At 26.3% G+C, this 19617-nt stretch carries 13 protein-coding genes; 2 read left to right on the top strand and 11 right to left on the bottom strand.

Features of this window, described 5'->3' with window-relative positions:
* Window positions 1–194: 194 nt before the first annotated feature.
* From ACRC03_RS13765 to ACRC03_RS13750, 4 genes are all read right to left on the bottom strand, one after another.
* Window positions 195–3122, bottom strand: coding sequence for an insulinase family protein (locus ACRC03_RS13765; protein WP_438653157.1), 2928 nt, complete (start codon window positions 3120–3122; stop codon window positions 195–197).
* A 192-nt stretch (window positions 3123–3314) separates the two neighbouring features.
* Window positions 3315–6431 carry a ligand-binding sensor domain-containing protein gene (locus ACRC03_RS13760; protein WP_438653156.1) on the bottom strand — a complete coding sequence of 1039 codons (3117 nt, stop codon included), beginning with the start codon at window positions 6429–6431 and terminating at the stop codon, window positions 3315–3317.
* Between the two features lie 124 nt (window positions 6432–6555).
* Window positions 6556–7491, bottom strand: coding sequence for a DNA-processing protein DprA (locus ACRC03_RS13755; RefSeq protein ID WP_438653155.1), 936 nt, complete (start codon window positions 7489–7491; stop codon window positions 6556–6558).
* Between the two features lie 201 nt (window positions 7492–7692).
* The gene (locus ACRC03_RS13750) at window positions 7693–8547 is read right to left on the bottom strand and encodes an N-acetylmuramoyl-L-alanine amidase family protein (protein WP_438653154.1); all 855 of its coding nucleotides are present in this window, start codon (window positions 8545–8547) and stop codon (window positions 7693–7695) included.
* A 204-nt stretch (window positions 8548–8751) separates the two neighbouring features.
* Here ACRC03_RS13750 and ACRC03_RS13745 point away from each other — a divergent pair, with 204 nt between their 5' ends.
* Window positions 8752–11922, top strand: coding sequence for an SNF2 helicase associated domain-containing protein (locus tag ACRC03_RS13745; protein ID WP_438653153.1), 3171 nt, complete (start codon window positions 8752–8754; stop codon window positions 11920–11922).
* Window positions 11923–12414: 492 nt separating this feature from the next.
* Here the strand turns inward: ACRC03_RS13745 and ACRC03_RS13740 are convergent, their stop codons facing one another.
* From ACRC03_RS13740 to ACRC03_RS13710, 7 genes are all read right to left on the bottom strand, one after another.
* Entirely contained in the window at window positions 12415–14610 is a 2196-nt protein-coding gene (locus tag ACRC03_RS13740) for a histidine kinase dimerization/phospho-acceptor domain-containing protein (RefSeq protein ID WP_438653152.1), read from the bottom strand.
* Window positions 14585–15289 carry a response regulator transcription factor gene (locus ACRC03_RS13735; protein ID WP_438653151.1) on the bottom strand — a complete coding sequence of 235 codons (705 nt, stop codon included), beginning with the start codon at window positions 15287–15289 and terminating at the stop codon, window positions 14585–14587. Before ACRC03_RS13735 ends, ACRC03_RS13740 begins: the two co-directional genes overlap by 26 nt.
* 279 nt (window positions 15290–15568) lie before the next feature.
* Window positions 15569–16573, bottom strand: a complete 1005-nt coding sequence (locus ACRC03_RS13730; protein WP_438653150.1) for an Ig-like domain-containing protein — start codon at window positions 16571–16573, stop codon at window positions 15569–15571.
* Between the two features lie 167 nt (window positions 16574–16740).
* Window positions 16741–17112 carry a NifB/NifX family molybdenum-iron cluster-binding protein gene (locus ACRC03_RS13725; protein ID WP_438653149.1) on the bottom strand — a complete coding sequence of 124 codons (372 nt, stop codon included), beginning with the start codon at window positions 17110–17112 and terminating at the stop codon, window positions 16741–16743.
* Entirely contained in the window at window positions 17109–17483 is a 375-nt protein-coding gene (locus ACRC03_RS13720; RefSeq protein ID WP_438653148.1) for an ArsR/SmtB family transcription factor, read from the bottom strand. Before ACRC03_RS13720 ends, ACRC03_RS13725 begins: the two co-directional genes overlap by 4 nt.
* Before the next feature lie 133 nt (window positions 17484–17616).
* A complete protein-coding gene (locus ACRC03_RS13715) occupies window positions 17617–18348 on the bottom strand; it encodes an SDR family NAD(P)-dependent oxidoreductase (RefSeq protein ID WP_438653147.1) in 732 nt (243 codons plus the stop codon).
* 27 nt (window positions 18349–18375) lie between these two features.
* Window positions 18376–19095, bottom strand: coding sequence for an SDR family oxidoreductase (locus ACRC03_RS13710; RefSeq protein ID WP_438653146.1), 720 nt, complete (start codon window positions 19093–19095; stop codon window positions 18376–18378).
* Window positions 19096–19250: 155 nt separating this feature from the next.
* Between ACRC03_RS13710 and ACRC03_RS13705 the strand changes: the two genes are divergently transcribed.
* A complete protein-coding gene (locus ACRC03_RS13705) occupies window positions 19251–19601 on the top strand; it encodes a winged helix-turn-helix transcriptional regulator (protein ID WP_438653145.1) in 351 nt (116 codons plus the stop codon).
* The last annotated feature ends 16 nt before the right edge of the window (window positions 19602–19617 follow it).

The raw sequence follows: 19617 nt of genomic DNA, 5'->3' as shown, positions 1-19617 counted from the left end.
AATTATAACATGTAAAAAGAGACTATTTTTAAAAAATAAAATAGTCTCTAAAAAAATATTTACTTTTTGTTTATAAATAATCATAAATTTCTAATTTTTTGACTTATTACTCATATTTTTATGGTTTTGCTATACTTTATTTTAATATAGTAATATATTTTAAATGTTTTAATAATTGACTTTATATTATATTTTTAATTAAATACATTTACTAGGCTTTTAAATAAGTCGCTATTTTCTTTTATTTTTTTGTCATTTCCTATTACAGTTATACAATTTTCTTTCATAACATCATTTATTAATTTGTAGTAACCATTTATAGTTGAATTAGTTGTGTTTAATACTTCATCTCTTTCTTTTTGTCTATCCTCTTTGGTGATTCCTCTAATATACATACTTAATGCTTTTTCTCCCTTCATAAAAGGAGTAAGTGGAGTGTCTAAGTTACTTATAGTTCCTATAATATACTTAGTCATTTCTCTATTAGAAATTTGTTCTTCTTCTACAAATTTATAGGCTTCATCATAAGCATTTAATGTTTCTTTTAAATTCGGATCTCTATAAGATGCAAATACTACAGTCCCACTTCTTGCAATATTCGCAAATCCTCCATATGCTCCACCTTGTACTCTAACTCTATTCCATAAATAATCGTAGCCTAATATAGTCTGTAATACTAGCATGCTTCCACTGTAATTGTAGCCTAATTTTTTAAGGTTATATCCTTTTGCTACATATTGAACATTTGATGGTGTCAATAAGCCTTCGTTTTTCTTATCTTCAATAAAAGTATAATCCTTAGTTGTTACACCTTCAGTAGATAAAATATCAGTTATCTTATTGAGGTTTTCTTTTACTAAGTTTAGCTCTTTTTCTTCTCCTGTTACAGCAACAGTCATATTAGCTTTGTTAAATACTAGTTTTTTTACTTTGTATAGTTTAGATTTAACTTCACTTATACTAGATTCAAAGTTCTTGTCTATTTCTTTTAAGAATCTATAGTAATCATATCCATTTATTTTATCTATATAATTTGCAACTGGTGAAAAATAAGAAGTAAGCCTTCCCATTGCTACCTGATGCCCTGCATCTATGAAATTCATTTCAATTCTTGAAATTATTTCTCTTATTATCTCTTGAATTCTGCTAGTGTCCTCAAATATAGAGTTTTCTATTATTTCACTTATTATTTCTATAGCTTTAGGTAATTTATCGTCCATTACCTTGCAATGCGCCTCTAAGAATGGATAGTATTTAGCAATATCTTTGTCGTTTCCATAGGCATCATTTTTAAAGTATACATCTCCAGTATTTATTAATATCATTTTAGATAAATCTTTATAGTTATGTTTTTTTGTATCAATTTTACCTAATAAGCTTCCTAATAAACTTAAATAAGGTATATCTTCTTCCTCTATACACTTTCCATAAAACATAAAGTTTAAATAAGCTATATTACTTGTAAAAACATCGTGATGTAATATGTCTATACCTTCATGCTTAACTTCAGTTACTGATAAATCCTCTACATTTTTATTTATGTTATCTAAAGATAGCAAAGGTATAGTTTCTAAAACTTCTTGAGAATCTGGTGTACTTTGGCGTAGTAATAAGTTTTTGGTTTCCTTTACTAAGTTTTCTACTTGGTTTTCACTAAGACTTTCTTTATATTTTGCTAATTTTTCCTTTACTTCTTCATCTTCTTTATCTGCTAAACCTTTCTGTGGCTTTAAAGTTAAAAGCGATCCATGATTGTTGTTTAGCATATACTTCTTAATAAGTTCTTCAAAGTAATTTGAAGTTAATGCCTTCTTTATTTGTGCTAATGTTTTTTCATATTTAATATGCATCAATGGATCTCCACCGTATAACCAACTATCCATAGCATTTAGGTAATAAATTAATCCTTTAGGGTCTGTACCTGTATCCCCTTCTCTTAACCTAAATTCAAAGGTATTTATACATCCTTCTATTAATTCTTTATCTATTCCCTTATCTACTAACTCTTGTAGTGTTTTAAAAACAACTTTTTTAAATTCTTCTTTTTTATTTTCTTCACTGTTTTTTACAACTATACTAAAATAAGGTTGAAGTATTCCTTTATCAAAGAATCCATATACATCTTTTCCTATTTTTGCATCTAAAATAGCTTTTTTAAGCGGTGCCCCTTCTGCCTCTAATAATAAATACTCTATTATATCTAAAGCTATATATAACTCTTCATCTGTTGACTCTCCAGTAACAAAGTTTAGTGCATGATAAGTTTTTTCTTCTATTTCATCTTCTTCTGCTAAAGAGTATGGAAAATCAACTTCTTTAATGCTACTGTACGATGCTTGAAGATTAATATTTGCGTCTATTTCTTTTTCGTCAAAGCTATTTAAATAATTGTCATTTATAAATTTAAGCATTTTATCTAAATTTCCATCTCCATATAAAAATATATAACTATTAGATGGATGATAATACTTTTTATGAGTATTTATAAATTGCTCATAAGTTAAATCAGGTATATACTTTGGATCTCCTCCCGATTCGTTAGAGTAAGTGTTATCTGGAAATAAAGTTTCTTGTATCTTTCTCATTAATACTCCATCTGGTGATGAAAAAGCTCCCTTCATTTCGTTGTATACTACTCCTTTGTAAGTAAGGTCCTCTTCTTTTTCTTCAATGTGATAATGCCAACCTTCTTGCATAAGTATTTCTTTAGTTTTGTATATATTTGGATAAAATACTGCATCTAAATATACATCCATTAGATTAAAAAAATCTTTTTCATTTTTACTAGCTACTGGATATACAGTTTTATCACTAAAAGTCATTGCATTTAAAAAAGTATTTAATGATCCTTTCGCTAACTCAACAAAGGGTTCTTTTGTTGGAAATTTTTTAGACCCACAAAGCACACTATGCTCTAATATATGCATAACTCCTGTGCTATCCTCTGGTGGAGTTTTAAAACCTATTGAAAATACTTTATTATCATCGTCATTTTCCATATGTAAAAGTCTTGCTTTAGTTTTTTCATGTTCAAATATTCTTACTTTAGAATTTACTTCTTTTATATTTTCCTCTTTCTTGAGTACAAACCCATGATAATTAGAACCAATTTTATAATCCATTTTATCCTCCTACGTTTTTATTTTATTTGATTATTTTTCCTAAAAACACAAGTATTTTATTCATATTTAATAAATGAATATTATTCGCATATTCTCTTATATCTATATGATACAATAAAGCCAACAGTTATAAGTATATTATTATAACTGTTGGCTTGAAATTAAATTAAAAGTCTTTCTAGTATAAGTTACCTATTTTTTTATTTTTGTAGGTAATATAATTATAAATTTACTCCCTTTATTAAGTTCACTTTCAACGAAAGCTTCACCTTTATGTAAATCTATTATTTGCTTTGTAATAGTCAATCCTAATCCACTTCCTCCCTTGAGTTCAGACTTATTATCAACAATTTGATTGAATCTATCAAATATAAACTTCTGATATTTAGGCTCTATACCTACACCTGTATCTTCAACACATATTTTAACTTTTTCTCCCAAATCTTCTATACTTACTTTAATCTTACCTCCATCTGGAGTAAATTTCTTTGCATTACTAATTAGATTAACAATACATCTTTCTATTTCATCTTTATCACATTCAATAATTTTTTCTTCTATTTCAGGATCTATAATTAACTCAATATTTTTACTTTCTACGTAATCCTTTAAACTTAAAGCTGTTTCTTCAACTATATTCACAATATTTTCTTCTTTTACATTTATTTTATAGTTTCCATACTCAATTTTAGATGTATCTATAATATTATTAATTAAGTTTAAGAGCCTTTTAGTGTTTTTCTGCATTGTATTAGTATGATAGTTTATTCTTTCTTTACTTATTCCCTGTTCTTTTTTATTTAAAGCTAAAATAAGTTGTTGAGTTGTTGATATAACATTTAAAGGAGTTCTTAATTCATGAGATAGATTTATAAAATAATTATTTTTATTTTTTTCTAATTTAATTATTTTATTAAGAAGATTATTGTTTTTTTCCATTTCTTCTCTTAATTGCTTTGTTCTTTTATCAACTAATTTATCTAGTCTTTTCATTTTATTTAAATTGATATAAATTATTAAAATAATTATTATCATATAAATAAAAAATGCTAGCTTACTTAATAATATATGAGGTTTTATAATAAATTTTATAATACTCTCTTCACTCATAATTCCATTGTGGTTTTTAGCTTTTATTTTAAAGGTGTAATTTCCAGATTTTAAGTTTTTATATATTATTTCATTATTTTTTGTACTTTTCCAAGTTTCATCCTGACCTTCTATTTTATAGTAATATGTAGTTTTATTGCTATCTTTGTACTGTGGTAAGAAAAATTTTATTTCTATTTCATTGTCACTATAATTAAACTTTAAGTTATTAATGTTTTTATAAGATTTTTCTTTTACTATAAATTCTTCAAAATTAACCCTTGGAACGTAATTATTTATGCTTATTTCTTTTGGATTGAATATATTTAATCCATTAATTCCACCAAATAATATTTCACCTTTTGAATTTTTAAAATAAGCTCCTCCATTAAATTCATTACTTTGAAATCCATCTGAAATATTATAATTGGTAAAAGTATCTTTTTTTATATCAAACTTAGATATACCATAATTGGTACTCATCCAAATATTCTCATCTTCATCCATAATGACTCCATATACCATGTCATTGGATAATCCATTTTCTTGAGTATATTTTTTTAGTTGACCTGTTTTTTTGTCAAATCTATCTAAACCATAATTGGTACCTAACCATAGATAATTTTTATATTCTGCAATAGATCTTATTGAGTTTCCATCTATCTTATAATTAGTTACTTTTTTATTTTCTATATCTATTTTAATAAGACTTCCATCTATAAAAGTACCTAACCAGTAGTTCCCATCAATATCCTCATATATACATTGTATATATTTGTCTCTAATATTATTTTTTTCTAATATATAATTTGCGTCAGTTATTTTATCAGTTTTAGTATCGAGAATATTTAGACCTCCTGGTGTACCAATCCACAAATTACCGTTACTATCTAGAAGTATACTTTTTACTCTATATTCATTTAAACCGTCTTCTTCTGTATATACTTTTATACTCTTATCTTTTTTATTTATTCGATTTAGTCCATCATTTGTAGCTACCCATACATATGACTTATCTCCAACTATAAAATTAACTCTATTGTTACTTAATCCCTCTTCTTCACTTATATAAGCTACTGTATCTTTTTTGCGATCAATAATGTTAAGTCCCTCTGATACAGTTCCAACCCATAGTGATTCATCATCCTCATAAATACCGTGTATAATGTTACTATTTAAAAATTCTTTATTATTAGAGTTCATTTTGTAGTGTTTAATATTATTATTAGGATTAAATACACTTATTCCTTCATAAGTTCCTATCCAAATAAGTCCACTACTATCTTGTAATGCAGTAAAGGTCGAATCACTTATTAAACTATATTTGTCATTTTTATCATTATAATAGCTTACAAAACTATCACTTTTTTCTATGTATTTGGCAAGTCCTAAATTTGTACATACCCAAATATTATTTTTGCTATCTAGCAATATATCTCTAATAGTTTGTCCAGGCAATGAATTCTCATCATTTTCTATCTTTTTATAGTTTGATATTTCATTTGTATGAATATTAATCTTGCTTAATCCATTATCAAAAGTACCCACCCATATATTTCCTATTTTATCGCTATATACTTTGCTTATCTTATTTGAAATTATTGATTTTTCTTCTTCATTTTTATAAAAACGATCTATCTTCTTTTCTTTTGAACTTACTTTATTTAATCCTTTATTTGTACCTATCCATAAGTCCCCATTTTCATCTTCAGCTAAGCTATATATATCTTGTGATGTTAAATCATCTTTACCATCTAGTATTCTTTCAAATCTATCACTATCTTTATTATATAAGTTTAATCCATCTGCAGTTGCTACTAATATTTGCTTACTTTTAGTAATTAATATTTCACTAGTATTATAATGAGATAAATTTCCTTGTTCTGGAGAATCTAAATAATTTACTATTTTATCATCTTTAGAATTTATTTTACTTACACCTTTAATAGTACCTACCCATATATTACCTTCACTATCCTCTTTTATATCATGTATATAGTTACTTACTATACTATTTTCTTTATTTTCACTTCTCTTATATATTTTAAAATCATATCCATCATATCTATTAAGTCCATGATTTGTGCCTATCCATATATAACCTTTACTATCTTGAAACAACGCTTCTACAGTTGATTGAGATAAGCCTTGATCAATATTTATACTTTTACAAACTATATCTATCTTATGAGCTTCAATATAATATATATTTAAGTTCATAAAAATAACTACTAACGCAGCAATTTTTATAAATTTTATTTTTTTATTAGATATTCTCAATTTTTATAAAACTCCTTTGTCAAATATTATATGTAATTCTTATCACGGTCCTATACATTTCTTATTATATTTTAAAGGTAATTTGATCATTTTTTTTGTTGTAATTTATATTTTTAAAATTTTTATTGTACTCTTTTATTTTTATTTTAATTTTTTCTAAATCTTTTTCTTCGTTAATGCATATACTTCCATTTTCTCTTATTAATTTTTTATTTCCTGTTGCCTCTATATTACAACACGCTAGTATTCTATTTTGTTCTATTGCAAATTTAGCAGTATGCATTGTCCCTGAATCTAACTCACTTTCAACTACTATAATCGCAGAACTTAATCCACTTTGTATTCTATCTCTTTCTATAAAATTATTTTTAAATGAGCTTATACCTATTGGGTACTCACTTATTAGACACCCTTTATTTTCAATAATTTGCTCTGCTAAATCTCTATTCTTTAAGGGATATATATTATCTAATCCTCCAGGCAAAATAGCTACTGTTTTTCCCTTTACCTTTAAGCACCCTTTATGTGCATACTCATCACAGCCAATTGCTAATCCACTTACAACTGTATAATTTTCTTTTCCAAAATATTCACCTATTTCATATGATTTTTTTAGCCCTTCGGCTTCTGCCCTTCGGCTTCCTACAACTGCTACACTATCCTTATTTATTACTGCATGGTAACTACCCTTATAAAATAAAATTACTGGTGCATCTGGTATGTATTTTAGTTTTTGTGGAAAATTTGAACTTAATCTATCTACTACATTTATTTCCATATGTTGAGATTTTTTAAGTATTTCTTCACTTTTTTGTATTGCTATTTTTACTTGATCTATATTGGGTATTATTATACGTTTGTTAGAAAGTTTAAGCTGAACAAACGCTTCTATTATATCTTTTTCATCTTTTGGCAAAACACTTATATTATCTATAAAAAAATCTATCGTCTTTTTACCTACTTTTGGTATAGATAATAAAGTTAATATAAGATTTTTCATTTTTACGTCTCTCCTTATGTACAAATATAAAATTTTAGGTTGTTTTACTATTATTTGATATATTTCATTTATTTATAAAAACTATTCCACTAATTATAACTTTAAATTATACATAAACTCATTTATCCCAAGCTACATATTATCAGAAAACAAAAAAAATAACCACGTATTCGACATAATATATGGTTATTTTTAGTAATTTTATTTATTTAAATATTTTAAAACTAGTTTCAAGGTCTCCCATCTATCTATTCCATAAAAAGCAATATCTCCTTTTAGTTTTTGAGAGGCACTTCCTACTACAAGTATTTTTTTCCCAATACCTTCTTTATAAGAGGAAATATCTATAAGAGTACTGTTGCTTAATCCCCAGCCTAAAATTTGAGCTATGGTCTTATCTATTTCTCCACTATACACTATACACTGTTCAAAAGTTGGTATGATTGGTTTATTTTCTTCAACTTGTTTATAGTCAATATTAAAATATTTACATAATCCCTGAATGGTAGCTTCTATTAATTTTTCTCTATAATTTTTTAAAATTTTCAAGTCATCTTTATTTGTATAAAAAGCGTATTCTATAAGAATAGAAGGCATACTAGTTTTATAGATTACTGTAAAATTTTCACTTTTCACACCTCTATCTTTAGAATTTGTATCTAGAGATTTTAACATTTTATAAAGAGCTTCTTGCACATACTTTGCAGCATTTTTTGAATTTTGACTTGAGTTATTTGCTACATAAGTTTCTATACCTCTAGCATCATTAAATCCACTTCCATAAGCATTTGCATGTAAGCTTACAAATAATGTTTCTGGTTTTCCTTTGGATTTCCAATACTCATTTGCAAGTTCTGTTCTTTTAGTCAAACCTATTTCATCTTTCTTAGATGGATTGGGATTAGTTAAATATACAGTTAACCCATGTTCTTCTGCTCTTTTCTTAAGTTTATATTGCATGTCATTGTTAAATTCCCATTCTCTTAGCGATTTATCTGGTGATTCTTTTCCTTGAACATATTCGTTATGACCACTATCTATTATAAGTAGTTTCATAGGTTCATCTCCCATATATAATTTTAAGATTAATAATATTATTTTTTTAATCCTATTTGTATTATATTAATATTCATACCTTAAAGTTTCATATAATATTTTTGTAAAAGACTTTGAGCATGCCTTAAAAATATTTTTTATGTGTATTTATTCTAAATATAGACTATAATGTTGTATATATACAATGAGAGCAAGGTGATATAATTGGACTTTTATAAAATACAAAATTTAGTGAAAATGCACACAGATCCATCTAGATGGTCTCGTGGAATTAAATATTTTAACAGAAAACTTGTAGATCACGTTACTTTTAATATAAACGATTCAACTATAACGTTTGAGGGAATTGCTGAGTCTGAGTTTTATAATGAAGTTTATCCAAACTCTATTTCTATAGATTTGTTAAAATATAAGATTGTCGGCGTAAGATGCACTTGTGATGACTTTAGATCTAGAAACACTAGCTCGCGTCTATTTATATGCAAACATTTAGCTGCAACTACTATTGCTGCTGTTCAATCAGGTATAAAGGATGCTTCTAATGCACAGCTTAATTTATTCCAGGAAGCTCCCGTAAATAAACTTCCTACTACTCCAAACGCTCAACTTCTTTCTTACTTTGACGATAGTCAAAGGGAATTAGTAAATTTAGAGGTTAATATAGAAGTTGAATCAAACAAAGTAACTGCTGATTTTAAAATAGGTACAGATAAAATGTACGTACTAAAAAGCTTAAAAGCTTTTGCAGAATCTAGAATTAATAATACACTTTTGGAATACGGTAAAAACTTTACCTATAATCCAAATATACATTATTTTGATTCTCCAGATGAAGATATTATAGATATTATAGAGGACTATGGTTCTAACCCTGCAGTATCTTTAATGGCTAGCCATAATACAAAACTTCTCCATATAGGTGTAAGTGGATTTAAAAGATTCTTAGAAACCTTGAAAAATAAAACTTTTACACTTATTTTTAATGGAAGGGAATATCATTCTACTATAATAAAAGATACTTTACCTGTATCTTTTGATTTTAAAAAATATGAGGACAAAATAATGCTAACTTCTCAAGATGATATGCCAGTCCCACTTACAAGTAAGGGGGATGTTGTTTTGTATAACGAAAATTTATACTTATTATCTAATGAAAGTGCTAGAAATTATGGCCTAATTTATTCTACATTAACTAAAGATAAAGATATTCAATTTAATAAACAAGAAACTGAAGGTCTTTTAGGAAATTTAGTTCCTAAAATAAAAGAATTATCAGCTAGTGTTAATTTAGATAATGAAATTAAAAATAATATTGTAAATGATTTTAATGTTAAGTTTTACTTTGATTTTAAAAATTCAAATGTAGTTTGTGATTTGAAATTCTATTATAATGACGAAAATGGCGAAAAATTTATACTTAAAAATTTAGAAAAAGAAAAATTTTATCAAGATAAACTTTTAGCACTTAATTTTTCAAAGGGAAATAAAAACTATTTATTTAAGGGAAATGATGAAGATTTATTTAATTTTTTAAATATAGAAATTATGCAACTTAAAGACTTAGGTGATGTTTATTACTCAGACAAGTTTAAATCTAAGAAAATCTACAAAGCTAGTTCAATTCAAGCTTCTATTCGAGATAGTCTTGATGGATATTTAGATTTTTCTTTTAATATTTCTGATATTGATAAAAAAGAATATAAAGATATGCTAATTGCCTTTAAGCAAAATAGTAAATTTTATAGATTAAAAGATGGAAGTTTTATGGATTTGCAAGATTCTAAGACACAAGATTTCTTTGAGTTAATAGAAAACTTAGATTTAGTTAAAAATTTAGATGAATCTAAAGTTCACAAAAGCAAAATGCTTTATATAAATGAAATGCTTAACACTAAAAATCTAGATTTTATAGAAGGTAGAGAATCTGTAAAAAATATTTGTGATAAATTTAAAAATATCGAAAATATAAACTTAGGTATTCCAAAAAATTTAACTGCAAATCTTAGAGATTATCAAGTTTCTGGTTTAAACTGGTTCAAAACTCTTGACCATTATGAATTTGGCGGAATATTAGCCGATGAAATGGGACTTGGTAAAACTATACAAACTATATCTTTCTTATTAGCAAAACGAGAAAGTAGAAACGAAAATTTAAAAACTTTAATAATTACTCCAACTTCTTTAGTCTATAACTGGAAAAATGAATTTGAAACCTTCGCTCCAACTATGAAGGTACTTTTAATTCATGGAAATAAAACAGAACGTAAAAAAGCATTATTAGATAAAGATAATTACGATGTAATAATAACTACCTATGGAACTTTAAGAAATGACTTAGATTGTTATTCTAAAGAGGTTTTTGACTATTGTATAATAGATGAAGCTCAAAATATAAAAAATCCTATAGCACTTAGTACTGATGCTGTAAAAAGTATAAATGCTAAAGTTAGGTTTGCTCTTACTGGTACTCCTATTGAGAATAATTTACTTGAATTATGGTCTATATTTGACTTTATAATGCCCGGGTATTTATACAGTAGATCTAAATTCCAAGATTTATTTATATACGATGAGTATAATGCCGAAAACTTAAAAAAGCTAATTAAACCTTTTATTCTTAGAAGAACTAAAAATGAGGTTATGAAAGAGCTACCAGAAAAAATCGAAAAGAAATTCTTTGTAGAATTAAATAAAGACCAAAGAAAAATTTACAGTGCTTATATAAATGAAATTCAAGAAAAAATGAGTAATAGAGATCTTAAAACAGATAAAATAACTCTTTTTTCTTATTTAACTAAGTTAAGACAATTATGCTTAGACCCTAGTGTATTAGTTGAAGGTTATAACAAAAAAAGTTCAAAAATAGAAACAACTTTAGAAATACTAAAAGATGCTATTGATAATAACCATAAAATATTATTATTCTCTCAGTTTACTTCTGTGCTAAAAAATATCGGTAAGGAACTTTCTAAAAATAATATTTCTTATTCTTATATAGATGGTCAAACTCCACCTAAGAATAGAATTGATTTAGTAAACAAGTTTAATGAAACTGATGAAGATAAGGTATTTTTAATTTCTCTAAAAGCAGGAGGAACAGGACTTAATTTAACAAGTGCTGATATAGTAATTCATTTTGACCCTTGGTGGAATCCATCTGTTGAAAATCAAGCCAGCGATAGAGCTCATAGATATGGTCAAAAAAATGTGGTTGAAGTTATAAAACTTATCGCAAAAGGAACTATTGAAGAAAAAATAATAAAACTTCAAGAAAATAAAAATGAACTTATCGAAGAATTTATCAATGGGGATTTATCTAATAGTAGCTTGTTAAAAAGCTTATCTGATAATGATATTATTGATTTATTTAACTAAAATAATCATAAATAAAAAATTCGCTTCGCTTGAGCGACCTGTCGGCGAAACACTTCATATCGCCAACGGCTCTACGCGTTACTAAAAATCTTTTTTACTTTCACTAAGTATGTTGACATTGCTTAAATATAGCAACTTATCCACAATTTTCGAGGTAATATAATATCCTTAAGCGTAAAAAATGTAGCCCTTATGGCTACATTTTTTATGCGACTTGTTATGGATAGTACTTCATCCTTTTCTTTTATAACTTTATTTTTATTCTTTATTTTTATCTTGTTCTACTTCTTCTTTATTTAAGATTTTCTTACTTGAAACTAACGTATTACAACACGTGCAAAAATAACTTGTAGAACCTCAGCCTGGTAAAATTTCTAATTTTGATTTACAGTATGGACAATAATATTCCTTCTCCATGGAGTCACCTCTTTCTATATATTGATTTCTATATTATTTCATATAATTTATATAGATTCAATATATAGTTTCTGACTATTTATTAAAAGTAATAATTACCTTAAATAAATCTCCATCTACTATTATATCAAACTTTCCACCTTGTAATTCTACAAAGCTTTTAGCTATTGCAAGTCCTAAACCACTTCCTTCTGTGTTTCTAGATTTATCTCCCCTTACAAACCTTTCAGCTATTTCCTCTATATTGAAAGTTATTTCTTCAGCCGCCATATTCTTCAGGCTTACTTCTACTTTATTTTCTTTTTCTTCTATATCAATATATACTCTAGACTTTGGCATTGCATACTTAGTTATATTTATTATAAGATTTTCAAATACTCTAAACATACGTTGACTATCTAATGATAGTATTACTTTTTCTTTAGATAGATTAGTTTTAACTATTAGTGATTGTTCTTTTACTTTATCATCTAATTCTAATAAAGTTTGTTTTATTAGTGATACTACATCTACATCCACTATATTTAAGCTTATGTTTCCACTACTCGCTTTACTTACTTCAAACAAGTCTTCTATTAATGCTTGTAGTCTTTGAGATTTTTTATCTAAAGTATCTAAATATTGTTCACGCTTATCTTTAGGTAGATTTTCATCTTTTAATAAATCTACGTAAGTTATTATAGATGTTAGTGGTGTTTTTAAATCATGGCTAACATTAGATATAAGCTCTGTCTTCATTTTTTGACTTTTAACTTCTTCGTCTACAGCTTTTTTAAAACCAATTTGAATATTAGTTATTTCATCTTTAAGTGAATTAAAGACACCTAAATCTTCTTCTACTGATACATCTAAATTACCCTTAGCTATTTCATTAGTCTTTTTAAGTAAGTTATTGTAATCTATACTTACTTTTGTATATCTCTTTTTAATTATTATAAACAACCCTATAGTGTATATAATTGCAGCAATTATGCCAAACATCCACATACAACACATGATTATAACTAATATTAAATTAATTCCTAGTATTATCATTATTTTTTTGCCATTTTTATCTTTTAAATCTATTGAAGTAGACCAATTGTAAAATCTTTTAACTTTATTGCCTATATAACTTATTAGTTTATAAATTAGTGAATTGTTTTTTATATATTTAAAAAATCCATTACTAAATATATGCTTTATAGCGTTAACTCCTACAACTATAATACTAAAGCATAGTGCCCAATAAACTCCATTTATCAAATATACTAATCCATTTATTGCTTCTTTACTTAATTGTAGTTGTATGTTTTTTAAAAGTTCTCCTTGTATTGAACTTATTATTATTACTTCTGTAGAGCAATAAATAAAAGTTATTGCCATAAGCACAACAAGTGTAATTATCTCTATAGGAAGATTTAATATTTTATTAAATAATTTTACTTTTATTAGTTCTTTATATGGAATAAATAATGAGACAAATACTACAAATATTAAGGCTATATTAATAAATAAATATGATGCCCTTGAATATGCTGAATATTCCATATTATTATTTGCATAATAAACACTATCACTATAATTTTCATAAGTTACTAGATTTTTAGGTACTGCATATATATATTTCATATTCTTTATTGGCTTCATTTCAAAATAACGACTATAGTCAAAGTTGTTATTTAAATTTTCTCTTTGTAATTTATGTATTTTGTTACTTACTGCAAATTTATCTGCACCATATACTTTTTCTACTGATAGATTTCCATTTTCGTCATAATCTAAAACCATATAAAAGCGATAATTATTTTTTATATTTTCATATAAGTCATCACCCTCAGTAGGTATGTTAGTATTTTTTTTAACTTCTTCAGTATCTTTATTGAGTGCATAGTATTTTAAATTGCTTGATACATTTACTAAATTATCGTACCAACTATATATTTCATTATCAAAAGTATCTTTAAAATTATCATACTCTTCAACACTAGTAAATTTATTATAATTTTCATCAGATTGATTATTATTAACATTATTTATTTCTACTAGTATATCTGAAGGATTTAATTGTTTATTTTTTTCATCTTTATACATATCATAGTACAATGTATAATTAATTTTATTTATATCTTCATATATACCACTATGTGATTCAAAAATGTTGTATTTAAACTTTTCGCTATCCTTTGCTATTTTAGGATATGTTAAACACATTCCAACTGCTGCTATTAGTACCGTCGCTACTATTATTATATTTACTAGGATTTTATTGTTTTTCGATTTTATATCCAACTCCCCACACCACCTTTAAATATTTTGGATTCTTAGAATTTACCTCTATTTTTTCTCTTATATTTCTTATATGAACCATTATTGTATCAGTATTTACAGCTCTTTCTTTCCATACACTTTCATAGATTTCATCTGCTGAAAATACTCTCCCTGGATTTCTCATAAGTAATTGTAAAATTTTAAACTCTATAGGAGTAGTTTTTATTATATTTCCATCTACACTTACTTCTTTTGTGCTTATATCCAATTCTAAACCTCCTATAGTAAAAATGTCTTTGTTTACTATATTATCTTGTTTCATAACTAAAAATTTCTTGTACCTTCTAAGTTGTGAATTTACCCTTGCTAATAGTTCTAAAGGCTTAAATGGCTTTGTAACATAGTCATCTGCTCCAATATTAAGACCTGTTATTTTATCAATATCTTCTGATTTTGCTGATAACATTATAATTGGAAAATCATGTTCTAATCTGACTTTCATTGTAAATTCGATGCCATCCATTTTTGGCATCATTATATCTACAATAGCTAAATGAATTTCTTCATTTTCTACTATATCTAAACCTTCTACACCATTGTTTGCGATAAAAACTTTGTATCCTTGATTTACTAAATAAGCTTGTATTGCTAGAGCTATATCTTTCTCATCTTCAACAACTAAAATATTATATGAATTCATATTTATACCCCACTATATTATATTTTTTTACATAACTATATAATATCATAGGCTATTTGCCTTTTTTTCAAGTTTCATTCCTCCTTCTTTATATTTTCTATATATTTATGATAACCTGAATTTTTTAAAATAAAGTATAGATAAATCTAAAGATTTTCTAAAGATTTTAATTAAAGTTTATATTTATAAGCTATTTTAAATATAGATATTTTATAAGATAAGTAAAGCCTATACTTAAGTTTAAATTACATAAACTCAAGTATAGGCTTGTACTGCTAATTACGAAAAGTAGATCATATACATTGATATTCCTATAAAAACGCATAGAATTAATGCTACTCCAAAATTGTTATTAAATTCATACTCATTATCATCTTTTGGTTTTTCATTTTTATGTTCTTCTTGTACATCTTTGTCTATTTTTTCATCTTCATACCCCTCATCCTTATGATCTGAATCTGGATCTTGGTCTTCATAATCTGAATCTGGATAACCTCCTAGTTCCTCATCTGGCTTCGGGCTTGGGTCCGGCTTTGGATTAGGTTTATTACCAGGATTTTCGAGATCTTCTGGTTCCACAGGCTTATTTATTTCCGCTTCAAGTTTTTTTATTATTTCTTTTACTTCTTCCATTGTACCTATGTAAATATACTTATTCTCTATAGTTTCATCTTTATTTGTAATTATTATTAGAATTTTATTTTTTTCTATTTCTTCTAGTTTTATATTGTATTTAAGTTTTAAAGCTTCTTTTAGTTTTTGTATTAAAGTCTTTTTATCTATTATATTCTCTTCTTGAATTGGTGGCTCTTCTTCTAATTCTGTAGTAAAATTCAAGCTTATTGGTAGCTGTTTTTCTAAGTATTCTTCATTAGTTTGTAAGTCTTCACTAATTATTAAAGTGTATTTCTTACCTTTCTCTAATGGATTTAATGGTTTAAGATATATGTTATTAGCATCTTCTGTATTTTCAGGATTATTAGAATCTTTTATACTAATTTCTATATCTATTGGTATTTTATTTTCATCTACCATAGTTATGCAAGACTTATTTATCTCTATCATTTCTTCGCCATTACTAATATTTTTTGTAAATACTAGCTTAATAGTAGAATCTATAAGTATATCTACAACCCCTTCTTTTATTGACGATTGTTCTTCATCTAGTTTAAATATTGTATTATAGTCATCTGTATTATTTTCAGCAAATACTATTGTAGACAAGCTTAGAATAATACAGATGAGCAATTGAATACTCCTTACCTTTACCTTATTCTTCCTCATTATATTTTTCTCCCACTTTTATTTATGACTCCCTATATTTTACCATTTTTTTTGATATTACTCAATTATCTTCATATTAAGACAAAAAAACTAGAAATTAATCTAGTTTTTTTAATAGTCTATTTAGTTTGAATTTTAAAAGTGGTTTATGTTTACAACACTATTTATTAATGATGATTACATCCATCATGAGAGCAGCTATGATTTGCTGGGAATTCCTGAAGCCTATTTTCTTTTAAGTAGTTTAAATTATCCCCTATGCTTCCTTCTTGTGCTCTATAAACCTTTATTCCCATTTGATTTAACTTCATTATTGCACCTTGACCTATTCCACCTACTATTACTGCATCTACTTCTATTCCTGATAAGGCTTTTAGAGGTTGACACTTACCATGTTCATGACCTAAATCACCATTATCTATACCTTTTACTTCTCCACTTTCTAAATCACAGATTACAAACATAGGCGCTGATCCAAAATGACCAAACGGCTTACTATCTAACCCCTGATTTAATTCTACTGGTACACATATTTTCATAACTTTTGCTCCCTTCTCATACAACATTTTTTAATAGATTTACAATTACATCCACAACCTAAATTTAAGGCATCTAAGTTAACTTTTAATTTAATCTCTTCGCTAGGCTCGCTTCCTAAGTTTTCAATAAATTTTATACACGTATCAAGTATATCTTTATTTAAATGGTATATCACATAATAGCCTTCTTTGTAACCTTGAATTATATTTGCATCTTTAAGCACTTTTATATGTTGAGATACAGCAGAATCCGAGATTCCAAGATGTTTTGATATACCTTTTTGGCATATGTTTCTATTTGATACTAGTATTAATATATTTAGCCTAGTTTCATCACTTAGAGCTTTAAATATTTTTGCTAGGTTTTCCATATTCTGTTTAATGCCCTTCTTATTTAATTAAGTATTTACTTAACTAAATTATAATACTCTTATTTAGATTTTTCAACTATATTTCAAAAAAAAAATAACTACTAAATTTATAGTAGCTATTTCTTATAAACAATTATAATTCCCATTTATTATCAGCATATATCATTTTTTTAGTCATTCCACCATCTACAATAATATTTGCTCCATTTACAAAGTCATTTTCTTTGTTTGTTAAAAATAAACATGCATTAACTATATCTTGAGGCTTACCTACTCTACCTGATGGATGCTGAATTTTATCTATTTCTGATAATTCATAGTCATCTACTTGTATCCATCCTGGGCTTATAGCATTAACTGTAATCGGTGTCTCAGATAATGATATTGCCATAGTATTAGTAAGAGATATAATTCCTCCTTTTGAAGCTCCATAAGCCTCCCAACCAGCTTCATTTTGGTTAAATCTAGTTGAACTTATATTGATTATTCTACCGTAATCTTGTCCATTATTAGCTTTTATAAATTCTTTAGCACAAATAAAACTTCCTCTGAGGTTTACAGCTATTACTTCATCAAATTCACTTATTTCTATATCAAATATAGACTTATTAAATTTACTTATCGCTCCATTATTTATAAGTATATGGATACTTCCATATTTGTTTGTAACTTCATTGAATATAAATTTAATTTCATTTTCATTTTTTAAATCAGCTTTATAAAAAGTTATATTTTTTTCTGTAAAATTATGCTCAACTATATCTACTGCTATTACATTTGCATCTAATTTTGCATATGCTCTTGCTATGCTATTTCCTAGCCCTCTGCTTGCACCTGTTACAAATACCACTTTATTTTTATACATAACTTGCTCCTTTATATATCTCCTATATTAGTCTTCTTGCTTAGTTTTTGCTATTACTATTTCTCTTATACAAACATCTTGAGGTTGATTGTATGCAAACTCTATGCAACTTGCTATTTTTTCCGGTTCTAGTCCTGACTCTATTGTCTTTTTCCATTCATTGTAGTTTTCTTTTATATTTTCATCTGTTGTATGAGATAATAATGGTGTTTCAACAACTCCTGGAGCTATTGTTATAACTCTCACATTACTACTTGCTACTTCTTTTCTTATGTTTTCACTTATTGCATGTACAGCAAATTTTGTACCACAATATACTGCATGGTTATCAAAAGTTTTTCTTCCTGCTATAGAACTTATATTTACTACTGTTCCTTCATTTCTTTTTACCATATCTTTTAAAACTATATTAGTTCCCGTTAGTATTCCTTTTATATTAACATCTATCATGTCATTCCATTCTTTAAAACTTTGTTCCTCTGGATGACCTAATAACATTATTCCTGCACAATTTATTAAACAGTCAACTTTACCATACTTTTCTTCGGCTTCTCTTATTGCCTCTTTCATTTTTTCTAAATCTGTTACATCAACAGATTTACACATTGAATTTTCTAAGTCTAATTCTTCCATTCTATCTAATCTTCTAGATAATAATAATACTGGGTGATTATTTTGTGAAAATCTTTTTGCAATTTCTCTTCCTATCCCTGAACTTGCTCCTGTTATAACTATTAATTTTTTCATAGCTTACCTCCACTTATATACATTGATGTCAATTTGTAATATAATTATATCTAAACTTGTAGTTTATTTTAAGTACGCACATTGGTGTTACCTAGTGAAAAATAGGTAACCAATAGTAATTTCAATACACTTGTCTTAACTTTACGGAGGATACTATGAAAAAACATTGCTTAACTTGCGAAATGGAAATAACATTAAACGCCATAGGTGGTAAATGGAAACCACTTATTCTTTATTTTTTAATAGAAAATGGAACTAAAAGATTTGGTGAAATAAAATCATTTATAAAACATACATCTCATAAAACTCTTACAAATCAACTTCGAGAATTAGAGGATGATAATCTTATTTCTAGAACTGTATATCCTACAGTACCACCTAAGGTTGAATATACTATTACCCAAAAAGGTATGAGTCTCTATAATATACTTGAGGCTATGTGTAAGTGGGGAGAAAAAAATTTTGATGTAAGCAAATATGAACTTATAAATCCTCAATGTAAATAAGGTATATGTGAATTCC

This window comes from Romboutsia sp., assembly GCF_051659545.1.
GTDB lineage: Bacteria > Bacillota > Clostridia > Peptostreptococcales > Peptostreptococcaceae > JBOFOR01.
Note: the sequence above shows the minus strand (reverse complement) of the source record. Positions and strands in the feature narration are given on the sequence as shown.

Excerpts from the sequence above, each read along its gene's own strand:
- ACRC03_RS13760 (WP_438653156.1), bottom strand. The coding sequence starts at position 6,431 with ATGAACTTAAATATATATTATATTGAAGCTCATAAGATAGATATAGTT.
- ACRC03_RS13715 (WP_438653147.1), bottom strand. The coding sequence starts at position 18,348 with ATGTATAAAAATAAAGTGGTATTTGTAACAGGTGCAAGCAGAGGGCTA.
- ACRC03_RS13750 (WP_438653154.1), bottom strand. The coding sequence starts at position 8,547 with ATGAAACTACTTATAATAGATAGTGGTCATAACGAATATGTTCAAGGA.
- ACRC03_RS13765 (WP_438653157.1), bottom strand. The coding sequence starts at position 3,122 with ATGGATTATAAAATTGGTTCTAATTATCATGGGTTTGTACTCAAGAAA.
- ACRC03_RS13730 (WP_438653150.1), bottom strand. The coding sequence starts at position 16,573 with ATGAGGAAGAATAAGGTAAAGGTAAGGAGTATTCAATTGCTCATCTGT.
- ACRC03_RS13720 (WP_438653148.1), bottom strand. The coding sequence starts at position 17,483 with ATGGAAAACCTAGCAAAAATATTTAAAGCTCTAAGTGATGAAACTAGG.
- ACRC03_RS13705 (WP_438653145.1), top strand. The coding sequence starts at position 19,251 with ATGAAAAAACATTGCTTAACTTGCGAAATGGAAATAACATTAAACGCC.
- ACRC03_RS13735 (WP_438653151.1), bottom strand. The coding sequence starts at position 15,289 with ATGAATTCATATAATATTTTAGTTGTTGAAGATGAGAAAGATATAGCT.
- ACRC03_RS13755 (WP_438653155.1), bottom strand. The coding sequence starts at position 7,491 with ATGAAAAATCTTATATTAACTTTATTATCTATACCAAAAGTAGGTAAA.
- ACRC03_RS13710 (WP_438653146.1), bottom strand. The coding sequence starts at position 19,095 with ATGAAAAAATTAATAGTTATAACAGGAGCAAGTTCAGGGATAGGAAGA.
- ACRC03_RS13725 (WP_438653149.1), bottom strand. The coding sequence starts at position 17,112 with ATGAAAATATGTGTACCAGTAGAATTAAATCAGGGGTTAGATAGTAAG.